Source organism: Laedolimicola intestinihominis, from assembly GCF_040096155.1.
Taxonomy (GTDB): Bacteria; Bacillota; Clostridia; order Lachnospirales; family Lachnospiraceae; genus Laedolimicola; species Laedolimicola intestinihominis.
Map to the genome: position 1 here is coordinate 118,871 of NZ_JBBMFE010000008.1, position 25,370 is coordinate 144,240.

27 protein-coding genes are annotated in these 25,370 nt (G+C 50.0%); 1 reads left to right on the forward strand and 26 read right to left on the reverse strand.

Features of this window, described 5'->3' with window-relative positions; genetic code table 11:
• Positions 1–68: 68 nt before the first annotated feature.
• The 25 genes from WMO29_RS10125 to WMO29_RS10245 form a co-directional block, all read right to left on the reverse strand.
• Positions 69–1,007 carry a DUF4349 domain-containing protein gene (locus WMO29_RS10125; protein ID WP_349164688.1) on the reverse strand — a complete coding sequence of 313 codons (939 nt, stop codon included), beginning with the start codon at positions 1,005–1,007 and terminating at the stop codon, positions 69–71.
• Complete coding sequence (locus WMO29_RS10130; protein ID WP_349164689.1) at positions 1,004–1,897, reverse strand: immunoglobulin-like domain-containing protein; 894 nt, start codon at positions 1,895–1,897, stop codon at positions 1,004–1,006. The genes WMO29_RS10125 and WMO29_RS10130 overlap by 4 nt, the downstream gene beginning before the upstream one ends.
• Complete coding sequence (locus WMO29_RS10135) at positions 1,884–2,438, reverse strand: sigma-70 family RNA polymerase sigma factor (RefSeq protein ID WP_178040179.1); 555 nt, start codon at positions 2,436–2,438, stop codon at positions 1,884–1,886. Before WMO29_RS10135 ends, WMO29_RS10130 begins: the two co-directional genes overlap by 14 nt.
• Before the next feature lie 204 nt (positions 2,439–2,642).
• Positions 2,643–4,097, reverse strand: a complete 1,455-nt coding sequence (gene guaB / locus WMO29_RS10140) for an IMP dehydrogenase (RefSeq protein WP_178040178.1) — start codon at positions 4,095–4,097, stop codon at positions 2,643–2,645.
• Positions 4,098–4,345: 248 nt separating this feature from the next.
• On the reverse strand, positions 4,346–5,041 hold the full coding sequence (locus tag WMO29_RS10145; RefSeq protein ID WP_349164690.1) for an energy-coupling factor transporter transmembrane component T family protein: 696 nt from the start codon (positions 5,039–5,041) through the stop codon (positions 4,346–4,348).
• A complete protein-coding gene (locus WMO29_RS10150; protein ID WP_349164691.1) occupies positions 5,029–6,441 on the reverse strand; it encodes an ABC transporter ATP-binding protein in 1,413 nt (470 codons plus the stop codon). Before WMO29_RS10150 ends, WMO29_RS10145 begins: the two co-directional genes overlap by 13 nt.
• Positions 6,438–7,319: an ABC transporter substrate-binding protein gene (locus tag WMO29_RS10155; RefSeq protein WP_349164692.1), complete on the reverse strand. Its 882-nt coding sequence runs from the start codon at positions 7,317–7,319 to the stop codon at positions 6,438–6,440. Before WMO29_RS10155 ends, WMO29_RS10150 begins: the two co-directional genes overlap by 4 nt.
• Before the next feature lie 3 nt (positions 7,320–7,322).
• Positions 7,323–7,934 carry an ECF transporter S component gene (locus tag WMO29_RS10160; protein ID WP_178040174.1) on the reverse strand — a complete coding sequence of 204 codons (612 nt, stop codon included), beginning with the start codon at positions 7,932–7,934 and terminating at the stop codon, positions 7,323–7,325.
• Positions 7,935–8,365: 431 nt separating this feature from the next.
• Positions 8,366–9,988, reverse strand: a complete 1,623-nt coding sequence (gene groL, locus WMO29_RS10165; RefSeq protein ID WP_178039275.1) for a chaperonin GroEL — start codon at positions 9,986–9,988, stop codon at positions 8,366–8,368.
• A gap of 114 nt (positions 9,989–10,102) precedes the next feature.
• On the reverse strand, positions 10,103–10,387 hold the full coding sequence (locus WMO29_RS10170; protein WP_178039274.1) for a co-chaperone GroES: 285 nt from the start codon (positions 10,385–10,387) through the stop codon (positions 10,103–10,105).
• A 237-nt stretch (positions 10,388–10,624) separates the two neighbouring features.
• Positions 10,625–11,401 (reverse strand): GTP-sensing pleiotropic transcriptional regulator CodY, encoded by a 777-nt coding sequence (gene codY, locus WMO29_RS10175; RefSeq protein WP_178039273.1) that lies wholly within the window; start codon positions 11,399–11,401, stop codon positions 10,625–10,627.
• Positions 11,402–11,545: 144 nt separating this feature from the next.
• Positions 11,546–13,621: a type I DNA topoisomerase gene (topA, locus tag WMO29_RS10180; protein ID WP_349164693.1), complete on the reverse strand. Its 2,076-nt coding sequence runs from the start codon at positions 13,619–13,621 to the stop codon at positions 11,546–11,548.
• Between the two features lie 47 nt (positions 13,622–13,668).
• Positions 13,669–14,754, reverse strand: coding sequence for a DNA-processing protein DprA (dprA, locus tag WMO29_RS10185; RefSeq protein WP_349164694.1), 1,086 nt, complete (start codon positions 14,752–14,754; stop codon positions 13,669–13,671).
• A gap of 4 nt (positions 14,755–14,758) precedes the next feature.
• Positions 14,759–16,306, reverse strand: a complete 1,548-nt coding sequence (locus tag WMO29_RS10190; RefSeq protein WP_349164695.1) for a YifB family Mg chelatase-like AAA ATPase — start codon at positions 16,304–16,306, stop codon at positions 14,759–14,761.
• A 212-nt stretch (positions 16,307–16,518) separates the two neighbouring features.
• Positions 16,519–18,480: a clostripain-related cysteine peptidase gene (locus WMO29_RS10195; protein WP_349164696.1), complete on the reverse strand. Its 1,962-nt coding sequence runs from the start codon at positions 18,478–18,480 to the stop codon at positions 16,519–16,521.
• The gene (locus tag WMO29_RS10200; RefSeq protein ID WP_349164697.1) at positions 18,477–19,295 is read right to left on the reverse strand and encodes a DUF4428 domain-containing protein; all 819 of its coding nucleotides are present in this window, start codon (positions 19,293–19,295) and stop codon (positions 18,477–18,479) included. Before WMO29_RS10200 ends, WMO29_RS10195 begins: the two co-directional genes overlap by 4 nt.
• 13 nt (positions 19,296–19,308) lie before the next feature.
• A complete protein-coding gene (locus WMO29_RS10205) occupies positions 19,309–19,827 on the reverse strand; it encodes a LemA family protein (protein ID WP_349164698.1) in 519 nt (172 codons plus the stop codon).
• An 88-nt stretch (positions 19,828–19,915) separates the two neighbouring features.
• The gene (locus tag WMO29_RS10210) at positions 19,916–20,482 is read right to left on the reverse strand and encodes an isomerase (RefSeq protein ID WP_349164699.1); all 567 of its coding nucleotides are present in this window, start codon (positions 20,480–20,482) and stop codon (positions 19,916–19,918) included.
• 129 nt (positions 20,483–20,611) lie between these two features.
• Entirely contained in the window at positions 20,612–21,346 is a 735-nt protein-coding gene (locus tag WMO29_RS10215; protein ID WP_349164700.1) for a LytR/AlgR family response regulator transcription factor, read from the reverse strand.
• A 77-nt stretch (positions 21,347–21,423) separates the two neighbouring features.
• Positions 21,424–22,050 carry an RNA polymerase sporulation sigma factor SigK gene (gene sigK, locus WMO29_RS10220; protein ID WP_349164701.1) on the reverse strand — a complete coding sequence of 209 codons (627 nt, stop codon included), beginning with the start codon at positions 22,048–22,050 and terminating at the stop codon, positions 21,424–21,426.
• Between the two features lie 132 nt (positions 22,051–22,182).
• Complete coding sequence (locus WMO29_RS10225; protein WP_349164702.1) at positions 22,183–22,635, reverse strand: YaiI/YqxD family protein; 453 nt, start codon at positions 22,633–22,635, stop codon at positions 22,183–22,185.
• An 18-nt stretch (positions 22,636–22,653) separates the two neighbouring features.
• Positions 22,654–23,028, reverse strand: coding sequence for a VOC family protein (locus WMO29_RS10230; RefSeq protein ID WP_349164703.1), 375 nt, complete (start codon positions 23,026–23,028; stop codon positions 22,654–22,656).
• 293 nt (positions 23,029–23,321) lie between these two features.
• On the reverse strand, positions 23,322–23,564 hold the full coding sequence (locus WMO29_RS10235) for a DUF6718 family protein (RefSeq protein WP_158362368.1): 243 nt from the start codon (positions 23,562–23,564) through the stop codon (positions 23,322–23,324).
• A 1-nt stretch (position 23,565) separates the two neighbouring features.
• Complete coding sequence (locus tag WMO29_RS10240; protein WP_349164704.1) at positions 23,566–23,973, reverse strand: hypothetical protein; 408 nt, start codon at positions 23,971–23,973, stop codon at positions 23,566–23,568.
• A gap of 11 nt (positions 23,974–23,984) precedes the next feature.
• Positions 23,985–24,209, reverse strand: coding sequence for a hypothetical protein (locus tag WMO29_RS10245; RefSeq protein WP_349164705.1), 225 nt, complete (start codon positions 24,207–24,209; stop codon positions 23,985–23,987).
• A 334-nt stretch (positions 24,210–24,543) separates the two neighbouring features.
• Between WMO29_RS10245 and WMO29_RS10250 the strand changes: the two genes are divergently transcribed.
• The gene (locus tag WMO29_RS10250; protein WP_117781706.1) at positions 24,544–24,750 is read left to right on the forward strand and encodes a hypothetical protein; all 207 of its coding nucleotides are present in this window, start codon (positions 24,544–24,546) and stop codon (positions 24,748–24,750) included.
• Between the two features lies 1 nt (position 24,751).
• Here WMO29_RS10250 and WMO29_RS10255 read toward each other — a convergent pair.
• Positions 24,752–25,370, reverse strand: a 619-nt coding sequence (locus WMO29_RS10255; RefSeq protein WP_349164706.1) for an LPXTG cell wall anchor domain-containing protein, incomplete at its 5' end; no start/stop codon positions are given.

The following is a 25,370-nucleotide window of genomic DNA, read 5'->3' on the forward strand; positions in this document are numbered from 1 at the left end:
TTCGCCCGGTTTTGTACAGCAGAGCCCGCCCGCTCTCTGTTGAGAGACAGGGCGGGCGTGGTTTGGTTCTACTCTTTTGATGTCGGATCGGTGGGCTCTTCTTTTTTATGGAAAATTGGCTTTTTCCAGACGATTTTCCGCACGATCTTTATAACAATAAAGGCCGCTGCCGCGAAGATCGCGAAGTAGGGGAGAGATGCGGCGAACCAGATGGCGAAGCTTCGGAGGCCTCGGCTGATGTGGTAGATATTATCGGTCAGGCGGGTTTTTAGTTCGCTTACGAAGCTTTGCTTTTCCGGGGCGCTTTCACGGTCTACTTCGTAGAGATCGATGTTGACAGTGCTGTAGGAGACCTGGTTGTCGTAGGTGCGTAGAGTGGTTTCATAGGTTTGCAGTTCGTAACGGATTTCGGACAGGCGGGTTTCGATTTTGATGATGTCGTCCATGCTTTCGGCCTGTTCCATGAGGGTCAGCAGACGGCCCTGTTCGGTTTCCAGGGCTTTTTTGTGACTTTCGGTGTCTACGTACTGCAGGGTGATGTCTTCGACACTTTCGCTTTTGCTGGTGACGTTGCCCAGGCCGCTGACAGTGGTGACGAAGGTGTCCAGTTTGTCGGCGGGAATGCGTAAGGTCAACCAGGCGGAGCGGTTGCCTCTTCCGTAGTAGCTGCTTCCGTTTACCTCAGATGTTTCCGTGTATCCGCCGGTCTCGGTAACTTTGGCCTGGATACCGGAAAGTACTGTCTCGAATTCTCTGGTTTCCATGTTCAGGGTGACGGTTTTGATCAGCTTCTGGCTGGTGTTTGTCGGTATCTCGATGCCGGATTCGGCGGTGACTGCGCCGTCTTCCGCCACGCCGTCCCAGGCCTCATTTTCATATGCGCCGTAGTCCGCGCTGGTTTCTTCCGTTACGCTGGCAGCACTCATGGTATCTTTGGATGCTCCGCCGCAACCCGCTGCCAGTGTGCCTGCCATCAAAATGGCCATGATCCATACTCTCTTTTTCATTTATTTTCCTCCAGAGCTTCCTCCAATCCCTGTTCTACGCTCTCGAATCGGAATCCGGCACTGAAGGGCTCGCCGTCTACATACGTGATGATCCGGTAGGCGTCTGCGTCATAATCCAGATCATAGTCGGTCAGATCCAGTTCTTCATCCTGGGCCATACCGGGCTCCAGGACCACGGTAGTGTCCTGCTGCCCCACAGGCTCGCTGTTTCTGGTCACCACGTACCAGGCGCCGTCTTTTTGTACCTGTAATTCCATATTGGCGTTATAGGAAATGGGTGTCTCGCTGATGTTACCAATTGTGACTTTTACCACTTCTGCGTCCCGCGCGATCACCGGGCTGGATACCAGAGTCTTTACACTCTCGGTCTCGGCAGTCACATTCTGTTCCTGGGTCAGGTAGATGTCATGACCCGCGAAGGTGATTTTCTCCGGCGCGTTTTCTTTCCCTGCAGCGGACGCCGCTGCTGTGTTCTCTGCGCTTTCGCCCTCTGTTTCCACGCCTTCATCCGCCGCCTCTTCGACGCTGTCTTCCATGATGGATGCTGTCTCCGGAGCTGCCGTATCAGCTGTCCCGCTGCTCTTTTTTCCGCCTGCCAAAAACAGACCGGTGCAGACGCCGCTCACCACCAAAACCGCCAGGATACAAGCCGCAATCTTATTGAAGCTGTAGACAAATTCCCGCTGCGTAATGGTGTTTTTCTTCCGCTTCGGCTTACCGCCCGCATCCAGGAGCTCCTGCATGTTTTGCTGAAAATCTTCGGAATACCGGTGCATGCGCGCGATTTCCCGCTCCGACGGAATAAAGCTTAACTGTTCATCCATACATTCATCGAAGGCTTCCGCAAGCAGTTCTTTTTCCATTTCTTCTCTCTTCTTATCGTCCCGCACTGCCTGCTCCCTCCTTCGTCAGCATGAACTGAAGTTTTTTCCGTGCCCGGTAGTACCGCACGTTGACGGTTTTGGAAGAAATCCCCAGCAAATCACCAATTTCCCGGTCCGAAAGCCCGTGTACATACTTGTATTCGAAAATCACCCGGTAGTTCTCCTCCAACTCCAAAACGCTGGATACGATGGCGTTATAATTTTCCCGGGTTATGTACTGGCTTAGAGCGTCCGGCTCGCCGGTTGGAATCTCGTATTCCAGTTCTTCCATGGACAGCTCGCCCTTTTGCTTGCGCAGAATGTCAATGGCCTTGCTTTTCACAATCGTCATCAGAAACTTTCGGGTTTTGGAACTCTCGACAACCTCGATCTTGTCCAAATGTCTGGTCAGTGCCAGAAAGGTCTCCTGTACGGCGTCCTCCGCCAGATGATCGTCGCCCAGCATCTGGTTGGCCACATACCAGCAGAAATGCTGATACTGCTCATAGACCTCTGTAAATTTTTCTTTTTCGTCCTGGGTGTCCAGTATGGACAGGTACATCAGCATGCGCAGCTTCCTCCCGAAATCATGTTACATTTACTATAACGCAATCTGTTTACATTTTACTACAACAAATACTTAATTTTTTATGAATAGCCTGAAAATTTTTTCAAAACTCCGCGCAATCCCCACAGAGAAAAAGAAAAGCTGACATGAAATGCCAGCTTTTCCCTGAAAATTATTTTTAAGCTTTCTCTATATATCCGCTTTTTATGACTCAGTGCTGTAGTTCGGAGCCTCTTTGGTGATATGAATATCGTGAGGATGGCTCTCCTTCAGGGACGCCGCGGTAATCTTAATAAAGCGTCCTCTCTGCTTCAATTCCTCGATGGTCGGTGTTCCGCAGAGTCCCATACCGGAACGAAGTCCGCCCAGCATCTGGAAAATAGTGTCCTCCACGCTTCCCTTGTATGCCACACGGCCCTCTACACCTTCGGGAACCAGCTTCTTTGCTCCCTCCTGGAAATAGCGATCCTTGCTGCCGTTCTCCATAGCGGAGATAGAGCCCATGCCACGGTATACCTTGTATTTTCTTCCCTGGAACAGCTCGAACTCGCCGGGAGCCTCATCGCAGCCTGCGAACATGCTTCCCATCATGCAGACATTGGCGCCTGCGGCAATGGCCTTAGTAATATCTCCGGAGTATTTGATACCGCCGTCGGCGATAACCGGGACGCCATACTCCTTCGCTACCTCGTAGCAGTCCATAATCGCGCTGATCTGCGGTACGCCGATACCGGATACCACACGGGTGGTACAGATGGAGCCCGGTCCGATGCCAACCTTCACTGCGTCTGCTCCTGCTTCAATCAGATCCTTTGCAGCTTCGCCGGTAGCGATATTGCCTGCGATCAGCGGCAGTTCCGGATATGCTTCCTTGATCATCTTCAGGCAGCGGATAACGTTGGCAGAATGTCCATGGGAGGAATCCAGCACGATTACGTCTACCTGCGCCTTTACTAGGGCGTCCACACGCTCCAGCACATTGCTGGTGATACCTACGCCTGCGCCGCAGAGCAGTCTTCCCTTCGCGTCCTTGGCGGAATTCGGATACTTGATCTGCTTTTCAATATCCTTGATGGTGATTAAGCCCTTTAAATTGAAATCGTCGTCAACGATGGGCAGCTTCTCTTTTCTTGCCTTGGCCAGGATCGCCTTGGCTTCCTCCAGGGTAATACCTTCCTTTGCGGTAACCAGTCCCTCCGAGGTCATGGAATCCTTGATTTTCTTGGAAAAATCAGTCTCAAACTTCAGATCGCGGTTGGTGATGATACCTACCAGCTTCCGGCCCTCGGTGATCGGCACGCCGGAGATGCGGAACTTGGCCATCAGCTCGTTGGCATCTGCCAGGGTATGCTCCGGGGATAAATAAAACGGGTCGGTGATAACGCCGTTTTCAGAGCGCTTTACCTTATCCACTTCCTCTGCCTGCTTTTCGATAGACATATTCTTATGGATAATTCCGATACCACCCTGTCTTGCCATAGCGATCGCCATGCGATGCTCGGTAACGGTATCCATGCTGGCACTCATCATCGGAATGTTCAGCTTGATGGTTTTCGTCAGATGTGTGGTCAGATCCACCTGATTCGGAATCACCTCGGAATAGGACGGTACCAGAAGTACATCGTCAAAGGTAATGCTTTCTCCAATAATCTTACCCATTTTATTCTCTCCTCTCAAGTCATTGTTCTTCTATTCATTTGTGTCCGTGTGCGACGGTTATTGATAACTTATCTTAGCGAAAAGATTCTGAATTGTCAATACATTACAGAAGAAAAAAGAATACAAAAAAAGCTGTCGGAAAACAGCTTTTTTTGACTCATAAGTTTTTTTAATCACTGTACCCTTTTCTTTCCGATAAATGCTTCCAGCTTTACACATATGTCTTTACCGGGCGGACACGTATTGTTCTACGTAGAGCAGACAATTGTCAGACCCACACATAAAATCAGGAACAGCCAGTCCCGGGCATGTACCCGCACCTGCATGTATTCGGTCCGCTTCTCCTCTCCCGAAAAGCCCTTGGACTCCATGGCAATGGAAAGCTCCTCGGACCAACGGACGGATTTCACCAGCAAAGGCTTCAAAAGCGCCGGGGATATCGGGAACACCTTCAATCCCCTCGCCCGAAACGCCGCCCTGGTCCGCTTATATTCCTGTACCGCCTGTGGAAATACGCCCCAGGCTGCCAGAAGGCCGTAGGCCCAGACCTGCGGCAAATGAAACTGCTTTTCAAAGGACTTGACCATCAAAATCCGATCCGTGGTCAGAGTAAACAGGAAACCTACGCCCGCATAGGCCAACACCCGGCTCGCCTGAGCCACCCCGTTCCAGACCCGGGAATCGCTGATCAGAAAGTCTGCCGCCGCCACCGGCATGGACGCGTCAGCCGAAAACCGGTAGCCGGTAAAGAACATCCCCGTAGCTGCCAGCAAAATGGGCAGCATCAGAAGTCCCAGGGTCTTCAGGCGAACCTTTGACACCAGCAGAGCTGCCATGCAGAGGACGAACACCACCAGATTCAGCACTGGATTGTAGCGGAAGGCCAGTACAAAGGTCACGCACAACAGCGTCACAAATTTCATTGCCGGATTCAGTGTACGCATAGTCTGCCTCCCTTCAGTTCCAGTATCTCATCTGCATAATCCTTTGCCAGCTGCCGGTCGTGGGTGGAGAAAATCAGGGCCACACCATGCTCTCTGGCCTGTCGGCACAGGGCATCCATGATCGCCTTTGTGTTATTGCGGTCCTGGGCGTAGGTAGGTTCATCGCAGACCAGCACCTTACAGGGATAGGCCATCAGGGCCGCCACGCCAAGTCTGCGCTGCTGCCCCTGGCTCAGCATATAGGGAGAGATATCCCGATATCGCCAGAGCTTGATGCCGCGCAGGATTTCCTCCGTTTTCATCTCCGCGTCCTCCCGCTTTTTCAGACCCACCAGAATCTCCTCTTTCACCGTATCGCTTACAAACTGATCCTGGGGATTCTGGGTGACGAAACCGATTTTACCCCAATCCTGTTTCCGGAGCTTTCGAAGCTCCCGGCCTTCCAGCAACGCCTGTCCCTGATAGGAATAGAGGCCGGACAGTGCGCCGAAGAGACTGCTCTTTCCACAGCCGCTCTCACCCACAATGGCATAGATGCAGCCGGAACGAAATTCGGCATTTATATCTGTAAAAATATGGTTATTTCCATGTCTGAGTGCCAGATGCTCTAACCGCAGCACCACGTCGCCTGACTGCGCTTCCGGAAGCTTTGTCTCATAGGCCTCGCCCGGTACAATCACGCCAAGCTCCTTCAAAAGCGCCCCGTCCAGTGTATTTACATCCATGATTTCCGGCCGCAATACACCATTTTCCATAACCCGCACTTTATCCGCGATACCAAGCCAGTTCTCCAGCCGGTGATCCACCGCCAGAATGCCGATGCCCTTCGTCCGGTTCAGTTCTTTTAATTTGCCCGCAATCATCCGGGCGGAAGCGTCATCAATATTGGCAAAAGGCTCGTCAAGCAGGAGCCATTTGGGTGACAGCAGGGTCAGGCAGGCCAGCATAACCTTCTGACGTTCGCCGCCGGACAGGCTGTGAAGCGTCCGCTTTTTCAGGTGTGATATCTCACAGAAAGCCAGCGCTCCGTCTACTTTCTCCATCATCTCTTCCCGGGGCGTGCAGATATTTTCCAGGCAGAACAAAAGCTCATGCTCCACTGTATCCATGCAGAACTGCAGCTCCGGATTCTGGAACATCATGCCCACCAGGGCGCAGCGCTTCGATGCCGTCAGACTGTCCGGACGTACTCCTTCTACGCTGACGCTGCCGGAGCGCAAAATCCCGGCGCTGTGAGGGTAGATGCCCGCTGCCAGATAGAGCAGGGTGGATTTGCCACACCCGGAAGCGCCGGTGAGAATGGTAATCTCACCGGCATCAAATTCCGCACTTAAATCACAGAGAATATTCTTTCTGTCTTCAAAATAGGTAAATTCCAGATGTTCGACTTTTATACTCATGCTTCAAAATACTCGTTGGTAAATTCCTTCTCGGTTCTTCCGGAAATCACGCCGCACTCCACCAGGAAATCCGCCATACGGTTCCATCTCTGGGCGTCGATTCTGCCCCACCGGCCTTCCTTGTCAAGCAAAATCGGAGCCAGATGCTTCTGACTGCGGATAAGCAGAGACTCCGTAGCGTCTGCAGGCAGCATATCACGTACTTCCATAACGGTTTCTTCCGGATGCGCAGCCACCTCACGGTATGCCCGATCCAGGACCTTCAGGAAACGACGCACTGCATCCGGCTTTTCACGTAAGATTTTCTCGGAAGCCGCCATGGCCGGCGCGCAGAAATCAAAGATGGGATCCACATCGCCCAGGTTAAAGTAGTTAATCTCTTTTCCTGCCTCAAGCAGCACCTGATTTTCCCAATTCTCATAAACCCAGGTAGCGTCCGCCACATTGCCCAGGGTGGCTACGATATCGCCTACATCCAGATTTACCAGATTAATCTTATCGTAGTCGCCGCCGTCTGCTTCTACCACGCGACGAATCGCTGCGTGGAACCAGGCTGGGGTCCAGTGAGTCAGACGCTTGCCCTCCAGCTCTCTGGGGCGGGTGATGCCCGCCTCCTTCAGGGAGACGATACCGGAATCACATTTCTGGGTCATAACCGCAATACCGGTCAGGTTAATACCCCGCTCCCGGCACTCCAGCATAGCAATCTCCGGTCCGCAGACAAAATCTCCGCCGTGGAGCTCCATCTCGCCATGTACCTCACCGAAGATCTCCACATCCAGATCGGCCTCTTTGAACCAACCGCGCTTCTGCGCCAGCAGATAGCCTGTGTGATTTGTATTCGGGAACCAGTCCAGAACGACCTTTAACTTATCCATTTTTTAGTCCTCCTCGTCATATACCTTTCCGCTCTTTGCTTTCGCGCCGATGGCATAGCTCTTTACCACACCGGTCTTTGCCAGTCCGTCGCCAGCCAGCTTGCAGATCACGCCGGAGAATACGATGGCGCTTACGAAACGGACTGCCAGCTGCGCAATCAGAAGGCTCGGTGCCAGCGCAATGTAGTTCAGATAGTAAAGCTCATAACAGAAAATGAAGGCAGCGGAAAATACACTTGCCAGGGACATGCTCGCCAGATCCCATTTCTTATAACGGAATAAAGCGAATGCAAGCTCTGCACCTGCGCCCTGAATCAGTCCGGTCAATACAACGGTTACGCCGCCGGAATTGCCCATCAGAAGCTCTACTACGGAAGCCAGTACTTCTGCCACCAGAGCTACGCCCGGCTTACGGATGATGTAAGCAGCCAGTGTGGCAGCCATGAACCATACGCCATAGATGATTTCAAACGCGAAGTTGGAAAGTCCGGTCGGGGCAAGTACGGTAGAAAGCACAACGCCTCCGTCAAAAACAGCCAGGTAAATGGCTGAAAATACGACTCCCAAAATCGCCATCATGATGATGTCCTTCAATTCCCATTTCTTTGTTGTCATGTTACAGTTCCTCCTAATAGTATGTGTTAAACTGTGCCGCAAGAGGTTTTTGCGCAAAAAAACGCCCGGCCTACGCCGGGCGGATTTATCGCATATCTTTTAAAAATCTACTCCCTACGATGGCATTATCCAACAGGTTTTACGGGTCATGGACAGCCTCAGTCCAAATCTCAGCCGGCTTCCGCCAGCACCCCTATGCTTGTTGTTCAGTTTCCTAGTAGAGTATAGCATGGTTTGGGGGAGGATGCAAGGGGGGATATTGACCCCGGGAGAAAACAAGCACCCCCGCGGCAGGATAAATCCTGCCGCGGGGGTGCTTGTTTTTCTTCCTTGGGCTTATATTCGAAAACCACTTACGTGGTTTTCTCATTAACACATCTGATGAAACCAAATGCCCGGCTATGCCGGGCGCTTGGTTTCCTGCTGATGTGTTACATCATTCCGCCCATTCCGCCGCCTGCGGGCATTGCGGGTGTCTCTTCTTTGATATTTGCTACACAGCTCTCGGTTGTCAGGAAGGTAGCTGCTACGCTGGTTGCGTTCTGCAGTGCGCTTCTTGTTACCTTTGCAGGATCAAGAATTCCTGCTTCTACCATGTTCACATACTCTTCATGCAGTGCGTCGAAGCCGATTCCCGGCTCGCTCTCTCTTACCTTGTTGATGATAACTGCGCCTTCCAGTCCTGCGTTTGCGGAAATATGGAACAGCGGCGCTTCCAGTGCTTTCAGGATAACCTTTACACCGGTCTTCTCATCGCCCTCTACTGTATCAAGCAGCTTTGCTACCTTCTTGGTTGCATGGATATATGCGGATCCGCCGCCGCCGATGATACCTTCCTCTACAGCTGCCTTGGTTGCTGCCAGAGCATCCTCCATACGAAGCTTTGCTTCCTTCATCTCAGTCTCGGTTGCAGCGCCGACACGGATAACTGCTACGCCGCCAGCCAGCTTTGCAAGTCTCTCCTGCAGCTTCTCACGGTCGAAGTCGGACTTGGTCTCCTCGATCTGCGCACGAATCTGTGCGATTCTCTGCTGGATATCTTCCTTGGAGCCTGCGCCCTCAGCGATGATAGTATTCTCTTTCTGAATCTTAACAGATTTGGCTGTACCAAGATCCTCGAGTTTTGCATCCTTAAGTTCACGGCCAAGCTCCTCGGAGATTACATTTGCGCCTGTCAGAATAGCGATATCACGCAGCATCTCTTTTCTTCTGTCGCCGTAACCCGGTGCTTTTACACCTACAACGGTGAAGGTTCCACGCAGCTTGTTCATAACCAAAGTGGTCAGAGCTTCGCCCTCGATGTCCTCTGCAATAATCAGGAGCTTTCTGCCGCACTGTACGATCTGCTCCAGCAACGGAAGGATTTCCTGTGTGGTGGAGATCTTCTTATCGGTAATCAGGATATACGGATTATCCAGAACTGCTTCCATTTTCTCCATATCCGTTGCCATGTATGCGGAAATATATCCTCTGTCGAACTGCATACCTTCTACCAGGTCCAGCTCAGTCTTCATGGTCTTGGACTCCTCGATAGTGATAACACCGTCGTTGGTCACCTTTTCCATAGCGTCAGCAACCATGTTGCCAACTTCTTCGTCTCCAGAGGAAACTGCTGCAACTCTCGCGATCTGATGCTTTCCGGTAACCGGGCTGCTCATCTCTTTGATCGCCTCTACTGCCGCGTCTGTTGCTTTCTTCATACCCTTTCTCAGGACAATCGGGTTTGCGCCTGCCGCCAGGTTCTTCATGCCTTCATGAATCATAGCCTGTGCCAGAACCGTTGCGGTGGTTGTACCATCACCTGCTACATCATTGGTCTTGGTCGCTACCTCTCTTACCAGCTGAGCGCCCATGTTCTCAAACGGATCCTCAAGCTCGATCTCTTTTGCGATGGTCACACCATCATTTGTGATAAGGGGTGCGCCGTACTGCTTATCCAGTACTACGTTTCTTCCCTTTGGTCCGATTGTTACTCTTACGGTATCCGCAAGCTTATTAACTCCAGCTTCCAGTGCTTTTCTGGCCTCTACGCCGTATTTGATTTCCTTAGCCATTTCTGATTCCTCCAGTTTCTTTTTCAGATTTTTATATCATTATTCGGTCATATCCTGACGGATATGCACGCTCCGCTCAGGATGCCATTCGGCAAAGAATAATATCTTTCGATATTACTCTACAATTGCAAGGATGTCATTCTGCTTTACAATCATGTACTCTTCGTCGCCAAGCTTTACTTCATTTCCGGCATACTTGGAATAGATAACCTTATCGCCAACCTTTACGTGCATGGTAACTTCTTTTCCATCTACCATTCCACCAGGTCCTACTGCTACGACCTCAGCCTGCTGCGGCTTCTCCTGAGACTTGCTTGCCAGAATGATTCCGGATGCGGTAGTCTCCTCTGCTTCAAACTGCTTCAGTACAACTCTGTCTCCCAACGGTACTAACTTCATTTCTATTCCTCCTTGGATTTTCATCTTATCCTCATTTTATTATTAGCACTCGTTCAATATGAGTGCTAACTTACGGTTATTATATTAAATCTTTCCAGAAAATTTGTCAACCGCTTTTTTGGATTTTATGCTTTTTTTAGAAACTACGATGGAATTTCCTATTACATAAAAACAGTGCAGAAATCGTTCTTTTTGAATCTTTTTCTGCACTGTAATCGTATTCTCATTTTGGAAGCCTTATGATTCTTTCTTTAATTTCGCCAACTCATCGAATACCACATCGTTCACTACTTTAATGTAGGTTCCCTTCATTCCGGAGGAACGGGACTCAATGACGCCTGCACTCTCGAATTTCCGAAGGGCGTTGACGATGACGGAACGGGTGATGCCCACGCTGTCAGCGATACGGCTGGCTACCAGGATACCTTCGTTGCCCTTCAGCTCCTCGAAGATATGGGTAATAGCCTCCAGCTCCGAGAATGACAGGGTGCTGATGGCGGATTTTACAATCTGGACCTTTCTCTTCTCTTCCTCGTTCTCCTCATTGACAGAACGCATCATTTCCAGACCTACAACGGTGGTGCCGTACTCGCTTAAGATAATGTCGTCGATATCGTACTGCTCTTTGTATTTATACAGGAACAGGGTTCCCAGACGCTCGCCTGCGATATCAATCGGAGTAATGATAGCCTGATAATCGCGAACATTCTCGGATTCAAAGCCCAGGGTCTGCAGATTCACGTTCTCCTTGGTGGACAGGATACTTAAGAGGCGCTCGTTCAGCGCTTCGTCAATATGCGCGCCAACTTCATCTACGATCAGCTCCTGAATCTCCTCCACACCTTCACAATGGCTGATACCCAGCACTTTACCCTTCTTACTGATAACCAGAATATTAGAATTCAGAATTTCTGTCAGCACCTCACAGATATCGTTGAATACCACTTTACTGGAATTGTTATTGTGCAGCAGCTTATTGATCTTTCTTGTTTTATCCAATAATTGTACGCTCACTCTGTTCCCTCCATCGTATTTTAGTTCCCGAAAGCGTTCTTTTTCTACCTTTTCGCTTTATTTTTTCAATAACTCGGAATTTATATGAATTTTATCACAATTCTATCCATTTTTCAATCTATATTTTCAAAGTTTTCTGACTACTCACTTCTCATCCTGTTTCTTCAGCATTACATGGCCGCAGGTTTCATTGGCGCAGACCAGCTTGCTGCCCTTTTCTACCATATAACTGCCGCAGACCGGGCATTTTTCCTTCGAAGGCTTCTGCCAGGACATGAAATCACATTCCGGATTATTCTCACAGCCGTAATATTTTCTTCCCTTCTTGGTTCTGCGAAGTACCACGTCCTTGCCGCATTTCGGGCACGGTACGCCGATTTTTTCCAGATATGGCTTGGTATTGCGGCACTCCGGGAAGCCCGGGCAAGCAAGGAAACGGCCATGGGGACCGTATTTGATAACCATATGACGGCCGCACTCCTCGCAGACCACGTCAGTTACCTCATCCTCAATCTTTACCTCTTTCAGCTCTTTTTCCGCTGCCTCAACCGCTTTTTCCAAATCCGGGTAGAAATTCTCTACAACCGTCTTCCAGTTGACGGTTCCCTCTTCAACGCAGTCCAGAAGTCCTTCCATATTAGCCGTAAAATCAGTCTCCACGATGGTGGGGAAGGCCTGCTTCATCATATTGTTAACGACCTCACCCAGTTCGGTCAGATACAGGTTCTTATTTTCCTTTGACACATAACGGCGGGCGATAATCGTCGTAATCGTCGGCGCATAGGTGCTGGGACGTCCGATACCCAGCTCCTCCAGGGTCTTTACCAGCGCTGCCTCTGTATAGTGAGCCGGCGGCTGTGTGAAATGCTGTTTGCTCTCAAATTCCTTCAGCGAAAGTTTCGTATCCTTACTGAATCCTTTCAGGAGACGGCTGTCTCCCTCTTTTTCCTCATCCTGCACATAAACCGCCATGAAACCGTCGAAGGTCACCCGGGACGCAGACATGGTGAAACGGTATTTGCCTCCGTCTATCTTCACGGAAGAGGTCTCATAGACTGCGTCCGCCATCTGGCTGGCTGCAAACCGTTTCCAGATCAGCTGATACAGGCGGAACTGCTCTCTGGTCAGGGAATCCTTCACAGCAGCCGGTGTCCGGGACAGATCCGTGGGGCGAATTGCCTCATGGGCGTCCTGAATCTTCTTGCCGCTGGTCTTGGCGCTCTGACCTTTGGATGTATAATTTTCTCCGTAATTGGAAGCAATGTATTCATGCGCCGCCTTCGCTGCTTCCTCCGATACACGGGTAGAATCGGTACGCAGGTAAGAAATCAGCGCCACCGTGCCACTGCCCTTAATATCCACACCCTCGTAAAGCTGCTGTGCCACGCTCATGGTCTTCTGGGTGGAAAAGTTCAGGGTTTTGGAAGCCTCCTGCTGCAGGGTACTGGTTGTAAAAGGAAGGGGCGCTTTTTTCACTCGCTCGCCGTTCTTCACCTCACTGACCTCATAGGAGACGCCATCCAGCTCCTTCAGGATCTGCTCCATCTCTTCTTTGGACTTCACAGTCATTTTACCGTCCTTCGTGCCGTAGAAATGGGCCTGCAGCGGCTTTTTACCGCCGTCCGCCAGAAAATCCGCGTCCAATGTCCAGTACTCTTCCGGTACAAACGCATTGATCTCTTCCTCCCGATCCGCAATCAGACGGAGTGCCACAGATTGTACGCGGCCTGCGCTTAAACCTCTTTTTACCTTCGCCCAGAGAATCGGGCTGATACGGTAACCTACCATACGGTCCAGCATCCGACGGGCCTGCTGGGCATTGACCAGATCCATGTCGATCTCACGGGCATTTTTTAAGGATTCCTTTACCGCACTCTTGGTAATCTCGTTAAAGGTAATCCGGTACATTTTCTTCGGGTCCAGCTTCAGCGCCTGGGACAGATGCCAGGAAATCGCCTCGCCTTCCCGGTCAGGGTCGGTTGCAAGATATACTTTATCTGCTTTCTTCGCTTCTTTGCGCAGCTTAGCAAGAATATCACCCTTGCCGCGAATGGTAATGTATTTGGGTTCGTAGTCGTGCTCCGCATCGAAACCCAGCTGGCTCTTGGGCAAATCTCTTACATGTCCCTGGGACGCCAGCACCTCATAGTTGGATCCCAGAAATTTCTTGATGGTTTTTACCTTTGCGGGAGACTCCACGATAACCAGATTCTTTGCCATAATACTTACTCTCTTTCTTTGATATCCGCTGTCTGCTGCAAATGCTCTTAAGAAAGCGTATAATAATTTTTATATACTTCTTTGGCATAGCCTTTCATTTGCAGTTTTGTCATAACGCTCAAGGTCTCTCCGGGCGTAAGTCCTGTTTTCGCGCAGATCTCCGCCAGGCTCTGAGCCTGCAAGCGTAAACAACTATACACCAAATTTTCAGACCTTTCAAGCACAATTTTATTTTCTTGCATTTTTTTCCTGTTAAATCCCGGTAAAATATGGAGAACTTCTAACAGCTGTTCCGGTGAAATGGCGATCCCGGCTCCCTGTCTTATCAGGTTATTACAGCCGGCGCTTAAGGCCTCTCCCAGGGGTCCCGGGGCCGCATAGACTTCCTTTCCCTGCTCCAGCCCATAATCGGCGGTAATAAGAGAGCCGCTTTTCTCCCTTGCTTCTATTATAAGTACCAGATCCGACATGCCGCTTAAGATCCGGTTTCTTAATGGGAAATAATATTTCAGAGGCCGGACGCCCGGTGGACACTCGGAAATGATTCCGCCCCGCCGTTCCAGTTCCATATAAATATCCCGGTTGGATTCCGGATAGCACATGTCCGCTCCGCCTGCCAGCACCGCAAAGGTCGCGCCATCCTTTTTCAATGCCCCGTAATGGCTGTAAGCGTCGATACCCCGGGCCATGCCACTTAAAATCTGTACCCCAGCTGCCGCCAGCTCCCCACCGAACCACTGGGACAGATTGCGGCCATACGTGGTACAGTCCCGGGCTCCCACAATGGCGACTGCAGATTTTTCTTCCTCAGGAAGCTTTCCCCGGACAAAGAGACCACAGGGCGCGTCCGGAATTGTGCCGAGCCGCTTGGGATAGCGGGGATCTTCGATACTTAAAAAGGTAAGATTAAGCCGCTGCAGGCGCTCCGCTTCCCGGTTAAAGTCCCATTTTTTCCGGTTTACGGCCAGTATCGTCAGTTTCTCCTGATTCGAGGGAAAACTTTCCGTCAGCTCCTGTTCTTTGCTGTGAAAAACCCGCTCAGGCGTTCCATATTTTTCCAGTAATTTATGTTCCAGGCCGGGAGCGTAAAAGAGGCTGCTGCAAAACCACTGCCAGTAATTTTTCTCTGCCATCCTTCTATATCCCCTTCATCCATAAATTCCGATCGGGCGGCCTGTATCCCAACGCCTCCAATATATGCCTTTCTTCTATCTGTTCTTTTCCTTCCAAATCCGCAATGGTTCTGGCCACCCGGACAATCCTATGATATGCCCGGGCGCTTAAATTTAATGCATCAAAGGCGTCCCCCAACAGCTCTTTTTCCTTTTTCCCAAGCCCACAGTATTTTTCTGTATCGCCTGCGCCAAGCTGGGCGTTGAATCGTGCCTTCAATCCCAGGTAACGCTCTTTTTGTATCTCATGGGCCTGCTCCACCCGAGTGCGAATCTCCGCCGTGGATTCCTCCTTTCCGGTCTGCTGCAGGGCGTCGAACCCCACCGGAGAAACATTGGCGCAGATGTCGATCCGATCTAACAAAGGCTGAGACAGCTTTCCCAGATATCGAATCACATCCCGCTGGGCGCAGCAGCAGCGGTTCCTGTCCGGATAATAGCCGCAGGCGCAGGGATTCATGGCCGCCACCAGCATGAAATCCGCCGGAAATGTATAGATTCCCGCCGTTCGGCTGATACAGATCCGCTTCTCCTCCAGAGGCTGGCGCAAAATCTCCAGGGCAGCCCGGCGAAATTCCGGCAGCTCATCTAAAAAAAGGATTCCTTTGGAGCTCAGGGATACTTCCCCCGGTCCGGGGATCCGACCGCCGCCAGCCAGGGCCTCCGCCGTGGTGGTGTGATGGGGTGAACGGAAGGGACGCTTTAAAAGCAGAGACCCCCGCTCCGGCAGCAATCCCGCGATACTGTAAATTTTTGTAATCTCCAGGCTTTCTTCCAGGGACAGTCTTGGCAGAATTCCCGGAATCCTTCGGGCAATCATGGTTTTACCAGAGCCTGGCGGACCAATCATCAGAAAATTGTGCATGCCCGCGGCTGCAATTTCTGCCGCCCGCTTCACTTCTGTCTGTCCATATATCTGGGCAAAATCCTCCTGTCCTTCACTTTCCGCCGCCTGTTCAGAGAACAGTGCGTCCACATCTACAACCGTCTTTCCGGCCTGTTCCGGATGTTGTAAGATTTCTATTAATTCCTTAAGCTTTGACACACCCACAACTTCCATATCCCGAAATACCGCTCCCTCACGGGCATTCACAGCAGGAACGATACAGCGACGAAGCCCCAGTTTTTTTGCCTTTTCCACCAGTGCCAGCACGCCGGAGACACCCAGTACCTGACCGCTCAGGCTTAACTCGCCCACAATCATCAAGCCATCCAGATTTCCGGCAGGAATCTTCTCCATTGCTCCCAAAACTGCGGCAGCCACTGCCAAGTCAAACCTGGAACCTTCCTTTCGGATGCTGGCCGGGGCCAGATTCACAGTAATACGCTTCGTCGGAAGCGGATAACCGGTATTGCGCAGGGCCGTCCGCACCCGATCTGCCGCTTCCCGCACCTCCGACGCCAGATAGCCCACCATCAGAAAGCCCGGCATACCTTCGCTTACATCTGCCTCCACACGAACCGGATAACCCTCCACGCCGCCGATAGCCGCCGATAAAACCTTACAAAACAAAAGATTTCCTCCACTTCTTCCCCTTTATTCTCTTTTTCTTCTGTAATATATGGAAACCCCCGGAGACTTCCGGAACAATCTGAGAAAAGCATATCGCATTTTCGAAAAAAAATCTGCTGTTTTATTCTTTTTTTATTTTTTTCGGCAATGTTCACAACCTGTTTCACACAAAAGGAACGGCTGCGCTGCCGCGCCGCCGCCCTTCTCTCTGCTTATTCGTATACGGTTGTCGTAATTTCGCCCCCTGCACAGTCAAAGAAAACCGCGTCAGAGTAAGCGTAATTGTCCATGGCGTCACGCATCTCATAAACCATGGAATAAGAGCCGTCCGGCAGTTCCATTTCGCCAAAGGCTGTGTCCGCTGTCACCGTGAAGGTATCCGCTGTATAAGCCTCGAATTCATCCTCGCCGCTGACGCTGGCCATATACCAGATGGTGGTCAGCTCATCACCCTCTTCCAGCAGACGCAGCTCCTTGTCTGCCATGCCGCTGTCGTCGATACCCTGGCGCGCGCCCAGGATACTCCACTCCTCGGTATTGAAATCGTATACTACCTGAAGGTTATAAGCCTCACCGTTCAGAAGAACCGGTACGGCATACAGATTGTAATCTTCACTCTCGTAGCTTAACTCCATATAAGCCAGATTGCCGTCGATGCTTCCCCAGACATTGCGGAAATTGTCGTAAAAGATACCGTTGTCCCAATCTGCTTCCATATCGTTATCCGTACCCAGAAGCAGCATCATGTCATTTCCCTCATCCACATAATAGAGAGAGAAGCCGATGCCCGCCAGGATATCATTGGCCTCCGGTCCCAGGGTCAGATAGGATACGCCGTCCCCGTTCACTTCCAGCGCTTTGCCGTCCCAGTCCACACTCAGCAGATTTTCCACGGTCGGAAGTTCCGTGAAATCCATATCGGCAATGTATTTCATACCCGAATCATCCAACTCGCCGGTCAGCTCATAAGCATAGAAATATTTGAAAGCAAGACCTGCTCCTACGCCTGCGTAACCGTTGAAATCATTGACATCACCATTGTAGGAATAGTAACAGGAAAGACCGGTCGCCTCACTGCGGTACTGGCCGCCCACCTGATAAAGCACACACGCATCCAGGGCGTCCAGCACACTCTGGGCGGATCCAAGCATGCCGGAGCTTTGGCGGGCCATATGGCCCAAATCCACCATATTCGTATAACCCTGCTCCTTGGTATTTCCACCATAATTCTCGCTCTGGGAAGCCGCACGGGCAAACTGGGAGAAAAAGGCCGGATCGGTGCAGGCCGCGGACAGCGCCTCCGCGCCAAAGGTCTCATAAGCCTTAAGAAGCGGGCCTACCCTGGATAAATCTGTCAGAGAAAGCGTCGTATTATCCTGGGTTCCTACTTCCTCGCAGCCGGCATAATAGGCGTCGCAAATGATTTTTCCAAGTTCTTCTCCGTCCATATCCGGATTTTCTGCCAAGGCTCCTACCCACTGAGAATAATACCAGCCATTGGCTGGCTCTGTCTCTTCGGAAGCCACCAGGTAATGTGCCAGATCGGAAAACGTGTTGGCCACATCCACGGTCGCCATCAGGCAGGTATCGAATCCAACCAGCTCCAGCGGCTGCTCCTCTTCCGAAGGCTCCCAGACGCTGGAAAATGCCGCGTACATCTCATCCAGAGTTAGTGAGTCATAACCATAAATTTCATCAAAAGAAGCGCCGGACACCGAGCCGCCGCCGTGATTCCAGAATACCACTGCCGTCTTTTCCGCCGGGTAATTGGTCTCCGCAAAGCTTAAGAAATCCGCCAGAGTCTCTGCGTCTCCCATGCTGGCAGAGGGCTGCTCGTCCACCAGATTCAGGCCCTCGCTGTTATAGACCCATCGCTGCAGCTTGGACGCGTCCACCACATCGTTCTGCCACTCACTGGCACCGCCGGTTTCAATGACCACATTTACATTTTCCGGCAGCTCTACCTCCATCAGTTCTGCCAGATCGCCGGTAGCAAAGCCGCCGCCCGACTCCAGATCACTTCCGCACAGATACCAGTAGATGGACCAGGTTCCTTCTTCGCCGGAAGCTGCACTTACAGATGGAGAAGCCGCTTCCTCTTCGTCACCGCCACAGGCGCACAGGGACGCTGCCATGACGCAGGACAAAAACAGTGCTATCCATTTTTTCTTCATACCCAGTCCTCCTTTGCCGCCGGATTCATCATTTTCATCAGCTTCTTCGCCATCGTATGAAGCTTCTTCTCCTTCTTTTCGTATTTCTCGATATATTCCTCCACGCTGGGATCGTCCCGATCGAAGGACGGGCCATCCACCTTCCACTGCATCTTGCTCCAGTAGGGGTGCTGAAGATTCAGCGTTACCTTGAACTGGCGGACCGGCCCTTTGGTATCGAAGGTGGGACGATCGAGAGTTGTCAGCCGTTTCGGTTCATTGCCGATAACCGTGGGCATGGGACTGCCGCTGCGGGTATGCTGGCGTACCGCGGCATCCTGGCGCTGCAGCATCCATTCAAATTCCTGGCGCTGCAACTGGAACTGCTCGATCAGATTCGACATGGCGCGTACTCTGTCCGGCGCGTCACTCTCATGGCATTTCAGATTTTCCTTTCCACTGGCATAGATGGCGGTGCTGTCCTCCTTAATGGTAAAGGACTTGATTGCTGACACTTCGAACACCAACGCCCGCTCGTCATCCCGCAGACGCAGCAGCCGGTGATCCGTATCCAAAAGCAGACTTCCGCCGCCGAAGCCGAAATCGTAACGCCAGGTCTCATTGAAGGTGTCCCGCAGCGTCTGATTCTGATCATAGAACGTCAGATATTGCCGAAACCGCTCCAGATTCATTTCATTTACTGCGCCGTCCGGCAGATCAATTTTCTTATCACATTCCTTACAGATGGGCATATCCTCGATTTTCGTCGGAAGCAGACGTGGGGTCGGATTGCCGCAGATGGGGCACACTTTTTTGTGGTTGCTGAATAATCCCATAATATTCCTCCTGTTATCTCATTTCCAGATATGCTTTTTTCTGAAAATGCAACAATCTGGCCGCCACATTCATCGGAAACGGCCTTATACTCTGATTAAATTTCGATACCGTATCATTGTAAATCAATGTGCTGGTCTGAAGCATTTTTCCATAGCTATCCAATGCGTCCAGATAATTTCGACAGTTTTTATTTTCCTGCGCAGCCGGACAACGCTCCACTGCCTCCAGTAAAATCCGCTGTGCTTCCGAAAGCAAAACGCCCTGTTCGGCTGCGTCAGCAGGCTCCGTCTCCGCCGTCACTGTGCGCCGTTTTTCCTGAAGCCATCTCGCCGTCTTCCACAGTTCTTCTCCATACGGCTGCAACAGCTCCAGTAAGGCAATCGCTGCCTCATAACGGGAGAATAACTGCACTCCGATCTGGCCCATGGCATTTTTTATATTTTCATCCATTGGCGTCAGTCTGCGCTGTGCTGAGATTATCCAGCCCACCAGCAGTATCAGCAGCAAACCCACTATCATTCCTGTTTTCATAGTTCCCGTTACCTTGCTTTTCCAAGTGACCAGTCCATAAAAACGGCGGGTGCGGACCATGCCGCATCCGCCGTTCGGATTTCTGTTTTTACTGCATGAAATACAGTCCGTTGTAACCGGTTGTATCAGAAAGGGCAATCATGACAACGCTGCCGTCATCCTGCTGAGCAAATGCGCAATAATACTTCAGCTCACTGCCATTGTTATCAAAGTATACGCCGTATCCGGTGCTGTCTGCCTCATAGGTGCCGTCTATTTCTCCGCCACCCTGTACCATCTTTGCGGTACCATCCGCATTGAACACGAAATCAAGCTGTCCGCCGTACTGCTCCAGAGATGCTGCGATTTCTTCATCCGTCAGCTCCTCGCCGTCAATGCAGCCGCCTGTAAAGCTCCAGGTGGTATCTGCCACGTCTACCGGCTCAGTCATCATATCAATGCTCCACAGGGGGCCGTCATCGCCTTCTTCGAATTCCACATCCTCTGCTGCCGTCTCATCTGCTGCTTCCTCGGTATCCTCTGTCGCCTCTTCGGTATCTGCAGTCTCCTCAGTCGCTGTAGCATCAGCCTCTGTCGCATCGTCAGAACCTCCGCAGGCTGCCAGAGACAGAACCAACATGGTACCTAAAATCATTGCTAACACTTTCTTCTTCATAATAAATTCTCCTTTATCCTCTTTTTTACGGCCCCGCCGCTTTCTGATTGTAGGATACCGGATTTTCCATAAAAAAGGAGCGATTCGACATGAATCGCCCCAAATCTGCATTCAATCTTCCTAAGGCTTTTATACCACAATTCCCTGCCGCTCAAAGGCATATTCCAGGTACCGGGTTTTGATATCGGAATATTTTCCATGGGGGATGGGAATTTCTTCCTGATTCTGCATGACAATACTTTTTGATGAAAGGGTCCGGATATAATCCATATTGATCAGATAGGAGCGGTGTGGCCGCAGAAAATTCTCATATATGGCCAGCTGTCCCGCCAAATCGTCCAACTTTCCCTGACTTTCCAGTGTCCGGCCATCCTCCATGCAGAACAACAGCGTCCGGCCCATAACCTCGCAGCAAATCAGTTTTTCCAGTTCTATCCGTGTGATTCCGGTCTTGCAGCGCATGATCAGACTCCGCTGTTCCGCCTTTTTGCACTCGGCAATCACCGAATCCATCAACCGGTAAAAGCTCTCCGCCCATATGGGCTTCAACTGATAAAAGTACGCGCCTACGGTATAGGATTCCACTGCGAATTCCGCTGAGGAAGTCAGGAAAATAATCTTAACCGCCGTATCAAATTCCCGTATTTCCCTGGCCGCCTCTATTCCGGTCTGTCCCGGCATCAGCACATCCAGAAACAGGATGTCAAAACGCAGCCCCTTTTCCATATCTGCCAGAAGCTCCAGCGGGCTTTGATAAGCCGTGTACGCAAGCTCTCTATTCTTTTCTACCCGATAATGATCCAGTAAGACCTGAAGCTCCTTCAATATCGATAAATCATCATCACAAAAACCTATCTTCAACATAACCGGCGCTGCTCTCCTCTTTTGTACTTTTCGTACTGTCGCTTCTATTATAAACTGGACATCTTTGACAAATCAAGTCATTCCTCAGGAAAATATTCCCGCAGCTTTAAGAGCGCGTTTTTTTCTATCCGGCTGATATAGGAACGGGAGATTCCAAGCTTCGCCGCCACCTCTCGCTGGGTATATTCCCGCCCATTATAAAGGCCGTAGCGCATGACCAGCACCGTCCGTTCCCGTTCCGTCAAAATTTTCCTGAGCAATGCGTAAAGCTTCCGGCTGTCCTCTTTCAGACAGACCCTGGAAAACGCGTCCCGCTCGCTGCTCTCCATGATGTCCAGCAGATGAATTTCATTTCCCTCTTTGTCCGTGCCGATGGGATCATAATAGGAAGTTTCCCGGGCGGTTTTCTTTTTGGAGCGGAAGTACATCAGGAGCTCATTCTCCACACACCGTGCCGCGTAGGTTGCAAGCCTTGACCCCTTCCCGCTGTCGAAGGTCGTCACAGCCTTGATAAGCCCGATGGTCCCGATGGATATCAAATCCTCCGTCTCTTCCCCTGTGCCCTGGTATTTTTTTACAATATGCGCCACCAGTCGGAGATTACGCTCCACCAGAATATCGCGCGCCTGCCCATCGCCCTCTTTCAGCCTCTGCAAGTAATACTGCTCCTCTTCTGCCTCTAATGGTTGCGGAAACGTCTTCAAAAAAGGCACCTCACAGGCGGATTTATCTTATCTTATGATAAATCCGGCTGTGAAGTGCCTTTCCCAGTTGTTTTGGGCAAGTACGATTTATTTTCTTTGAGAAATTAGCCCCATCAAGGTTATTCCACTTTTTTATCTTCCATTCTGTATCATCCGTAAAAGTTTTTCAAAAGACTGGGCAAAGCGTATATCATCATCTTCTGTACGCTTTCTCGGTCCTTTCAGATGATTCTTATGAGAACCTCGTCTTGCTTTCTTATTCAGGTGCCGCTCCATAAGCAACTGGTCGATATTTTCGTTCGTATACCACTTACCGGATTGGTGAATAGCATACGCACCTTTTCCAAGAGCCATAGCAGCTACCCCATAGTCCTGTGATACTACAACATCACCCTTATGGCAAATGCTAATCAGCTTATAATCTACGGCATCTGCTCCTGCTCCGACAACAATTACTTCGCTATAATCAGAAGTCAGCACATGGTTCGTATCACACAGCAATGTGGTTGATATGTTGTATTTCTCTGCTATTTTCTCTACAATGCCTACTACCGGACACGCATCTGCATCCACAAATATCTGCATCCCTTGCCCTCAATTCTGTCATTCTTTGTAATTCACAGGTGTTCGAACCTCAATCAGGTTTCCCGATGGATCATAAAATCTTACAAGCTTCTGCCCGCCCTCCAGCTCCATCAATTCTGTAACATAAGTTACAACTTCTCGGCCAGTCTCCAGTTTCTTTATGATACCCTCTATATCGTGATCTACAAAATAAAGTTCCGTCCTATTATTATATGGTACGGTATGTAGTTTTGTACTGTCGTACCATACATTTGCATCCTGCAATACCAGTCCCTCAGACATAATTACATTGTCTTCCAGCCTTGTAACCACACGCAGTCCAAACAGTTCCTCATAAAATTTTATGGACTCTTCGATATCGTCCACAATAATCAAAACATTTCTCAAACTCATGAATTATGCCCTTTCCACTTTTTTGAAGCCACGTCGTAATGACAGCTGTGAAGTACTCCTGCCATACCTATAGATTCATTTGCACTTTTTCAAGCAACAATACATCTGCCGGAAGCCTCTTTCTCCATTATTTTTCTTCAATCCCCTGCTACTAGTATATTCTTTTCCCCGCTCACTTTCAAATGTTTTTATCATAACAAACCTTTTTGATTCGGTATCTTCTCCGGAAAAAGTAAGAGGCTGCCGCTCAATCATCTGTTTTTGATGATTTTGCGACAGCCCCTTACTTTTTCTTATGCAACATTCAGTTTTGAAACCCGATCGATATATTCCTTCATATCCTCTATATATTCATATGGCGCATACTCTGGATAAATATCCGGTGAATCCAGTACTACTATCTGCACCCCTTCTGCCCGAATCGCTTCCAATGTTCCCGGCAGACATCTTGCCTCATTCGGTGTTTTGCAACTGTAGGCTATGCAACCCTGCTTGTCAAAAATCTTTGCAATTACATAGATTTTTTTATCTCCCATTCTACTCACCTCTCAATTTTTTCAACTGTTCTACAAATTCCTCTTCATTCTGTATCATACCTGCCTTATAACTCTGATACATCATTCTTCCAATTTCAGCGGTATCATACTTATAGATGTACCGATGGCTCCATACATTAAACTTGAAATCATCACCGCACCAAAGCTGTATCTCTATCGGATAGGCCAGATTATCTCTTTGATAATATAAATGTATTGCCCGATATCCATCGTCTACCTTTTTCCCTTTTCTCAAATCTACCACTCTAAAATATTCTGGAAAGCTCAGCGGATATTCATCCATGCGTAATCGAAACCCTAACACATCATTGCAGCACTGTTTAAATCCACCGTGATTTTGCCTGCAGAAGAAAGGAGTGCCATATTTTCTCGACACTCCAAACTCCATAAGCATCCATCTTACTTGAAAAATGGATCATCTGTATTCCATACAATCTCTATATTGTTCTCTCCATTGATAATCACTTTTTTGATTACCTTCTGGATTTTCTCTCTGTCAAAAGATTCCATATTGATGATACTTTCTAACTGTGTCTCAAACTTACTAGAAGAATTATCTTCTGGCGGTATTTCTGTTTTAAGCTGTTCGATTTCCTGATGCAGTTCATCAATCTGCTCCACCATCGCCTTTGAACGCTTGACATGTGGAAGATTGAGCTGGGTATTATGTCCAACTCATCTTCTCAGCTCTGCAAACTGAAATTGAACTAAATCGCTGTGCGATGGCCTGAGAAGGCTGTGGCACAGTTTTCTCTTTAACTTAAAAAGGCAGTAGATAATGAGCCCTAAAAGTAGTATTGTTAAATCACCACAAAATAACAATCGAACAGGATCATCATTAACACTGCCATGAATAGAATAACACCAGAATCTCTTTTTCTCAAGAGGGTATCTTTAATACGTGAACATCCATGATGGCAGTGACTCATTAACGTTACTAGTATCATGGAGGTTTATTATGTACGAAAAATATTTTAACAAGCTCAGAGAGGAATGCCTGATTCGTAACAGGTCCTCCCGAACTGCAGATACCTATATCAACAACATACGTCACTTTATGAAGTGGACAGGCTATAAATCAATGGAAGATTTCTTCTCCAGTCCAAGCGAAAGGGCGATGACGGCAATGTCCGTCACCGCCCTTTGCTCAAAGGTTCGCAGCTGATTTATTCAACGTTTTCTTTCTTCTTTTTGCTGTAAACGGTGATGCCGATCACTACGCCGCCGCTGACAAACAGCAGTGCGATCCAAAGGATCATATTGCTGTTGTCACCGGTCTGCGGAGAATCCGAATCGGTCGGCTTGCCCGGCTCAGTCGGTGTTCCGGTAGCCGGAATCTCAACTGTCGCCTTCTTGTAGCCGCAAACCCTGCACTCCTCATGCTTGGAGCCCTTTTGCGTTGCGGTCGCTTCCTTGTCAACAACCCACTTGAAGTCGTGTGCCGCCTTATCGGCCTTATCTCTGCAAGAGCACTCATGCCAGTGGTTCGTAGCATCGTTCTTCCAGTCGGAGCCGTAGCTGTGAGTATGCTCACCGCCGCCGGTTGCCGGGATAGTTTCGGTTGCCATCGTATAACCGCAGACGGTGCATTTCTTATGCTTTGTGCCGCTTGTGGTAGCTGTTGCCGGGGTATCGATGATCCATTCGCCGGCGGTATGCGCTGCTGTATCTTTCTTATCGCCGCAGGAGCACTCATGCCAGTGGTTGTCGGCATCGTTCTTCCACTCGCTGCCGTAGCTGTGAGTATGCTCACCGCCGCCGGTTGCCGGGATAGTTTCGGTTGCC

Bases quoted from the DNA above. Each gene is read 5' to 3' on its own strand.
- WMO29_RS10150 (WP_349164691.1), bottom strand. From the start codon at position 6,441: ATGAGTATAAAAGTCGAACATCTGGAATTTACCTATTTTGAAGACAGA.
- WMO29_RS10205 (WP_349164698.1), bottom strand. From the start codon at position 19,827: ATGAAAACAGGAATGATAGTGGGTTTGCTGCTGATACTGCTGGTGGGC.
- WMO29_RS10170 (WP_178039274.1), bottom strand. From the start codon at position 10,387: ATGAAGTTAGTACCGTTGGGAGACAGAGTTGTACTGAAGCAGTTTGAA.
- groL (WP_178039275.1), bottom strand. From the start codon at position 9,988: ATGGCTAAGGAAATCAAATACGGCGTAGAGGCCAGAAAAGCACTGGAA.
- WMO29_RS10135 (WP_178040179.1), bottom strand. From the start codon at position 2,438: ATGCTGATGTACCTGTCCATACTGGACACCCAGGACGAAAAAGAAAAA.
- WMO29_RS10125 (WP_349164688.1), bottom strand. From the start codon at position 1,007: ATGAAAAAGAGAGTATGGATCATGGCCATTTTGATGGCAGGCACACTG.
- WMO29_RS10215 (WP_349164700.1), bottom strand. From the start codon at position 21,346: ATGTTGAAGATAGGTTTTTGTGATGATGATTTATCGATATTGAAGGAG.
- WMO29_RS10230 (WP_349164703.1), bottom strand. From the start codon at position 23,028: ATGAGTTTGAGAAATGTTTTGATTATTGTGGACGATATCGAAGAGTCC.
- WMO29_RS10155 (WP_349164692.1), bottom strand. From the start codon at position 7,319: ATGGATAAGTTAAAGGTCGTTCTGGACTGGTTCCCGAATACAAATCAC.
- topA (WP_349164693.1), bottom strand. From the start codon at position 13,621: ATGGCAAAGAATCTGGTTATCGTGGAGTCTCCCGCAAAGGTAAAAACC.
- WMO29_RS10210 (WP_349164699.1), bottom strand. From the start codon at position 20,482: ATGAAGAAGAAAGTGTTAGCAATGATTTTAGGTACCATGTTGGTTCTG.
- WMO29_RS10200 (WP_349164697.1), bottom strand. From the start codon at position 19,295: ATGGGATTATTCAGCAACCACAAAAAAGTGTGCCCCATCTGCGGCAAT.
- WMO29_RS10250 (WP_117781706.1), top strand. From the start codon at position 24,544: ATGTACGAAAAATATTTTAACAAGCTCAGAGAGGAATGCCTGATTCGT.
- WMO29_RS10225 (WP_349164702.1), bottom strand. From the start codon at position 22,635: ATGCAGATATTTGTGGATGCAGATGCGTGTCCGGTAGTAGGCATTGTA.
- WMO29_RS10160 (WP_178040174.1), bottom strand. From the start codon at position 7,934: ATGACAACAAAGAAATGGGAATTGAAGGACATCATCATGATGGCGATT.
- WMO29_RS10245 (WP_349164705.1), bottom strand. From the start codon at position 24,209: ATGGTGGAGCAGATTGATGAACTGCATCAGGAAATCGAACAGCTTAAA.
- WMO29_RS10145 (WP_349164690.1), bottom strand. From the start codon at position 5,041: ATGCGTACACTGAATCCGGCAATGAAATTTGTGACGCTGTTGTGCGTG.
- WMO29_RS10195 (WP_349164696.1), bottom strand. From the start codon at position 18,480: ATGAAGAAAAAATGGATAGCACTGTTTTTGTCCTGCGTCATGGCAGCG.
- WMO29_RS10235 (WP_158362368.1), bottom strand. From the start codon at position 23,564: ATGGGAGATAAAAAAATCTATGTAATTGCAAAGATTTTTGACAAGCAG.
- dprA (WP_349164694.1), bottom strand. From the start codon at position 14,754: ATGGCAGAGAAAAATTACTGGCAGTGGTTTTGCAGCAGCCTCTTTTAC.
- guaB (WP_178040178.1), bottom strand. From the start codon at position 4,097: ATGGGTAAGATTATTGGAGAAAGCATTACCTTTGACGATGTACTTCTG.
- WMO29_RS10240 (WP_349164704.1), bottom strand. From the start codon at position 23,973: ATGGAGTTTGGAGTGTCGAGAAAATATGGCACTCCTTTCTTCTGCAGG.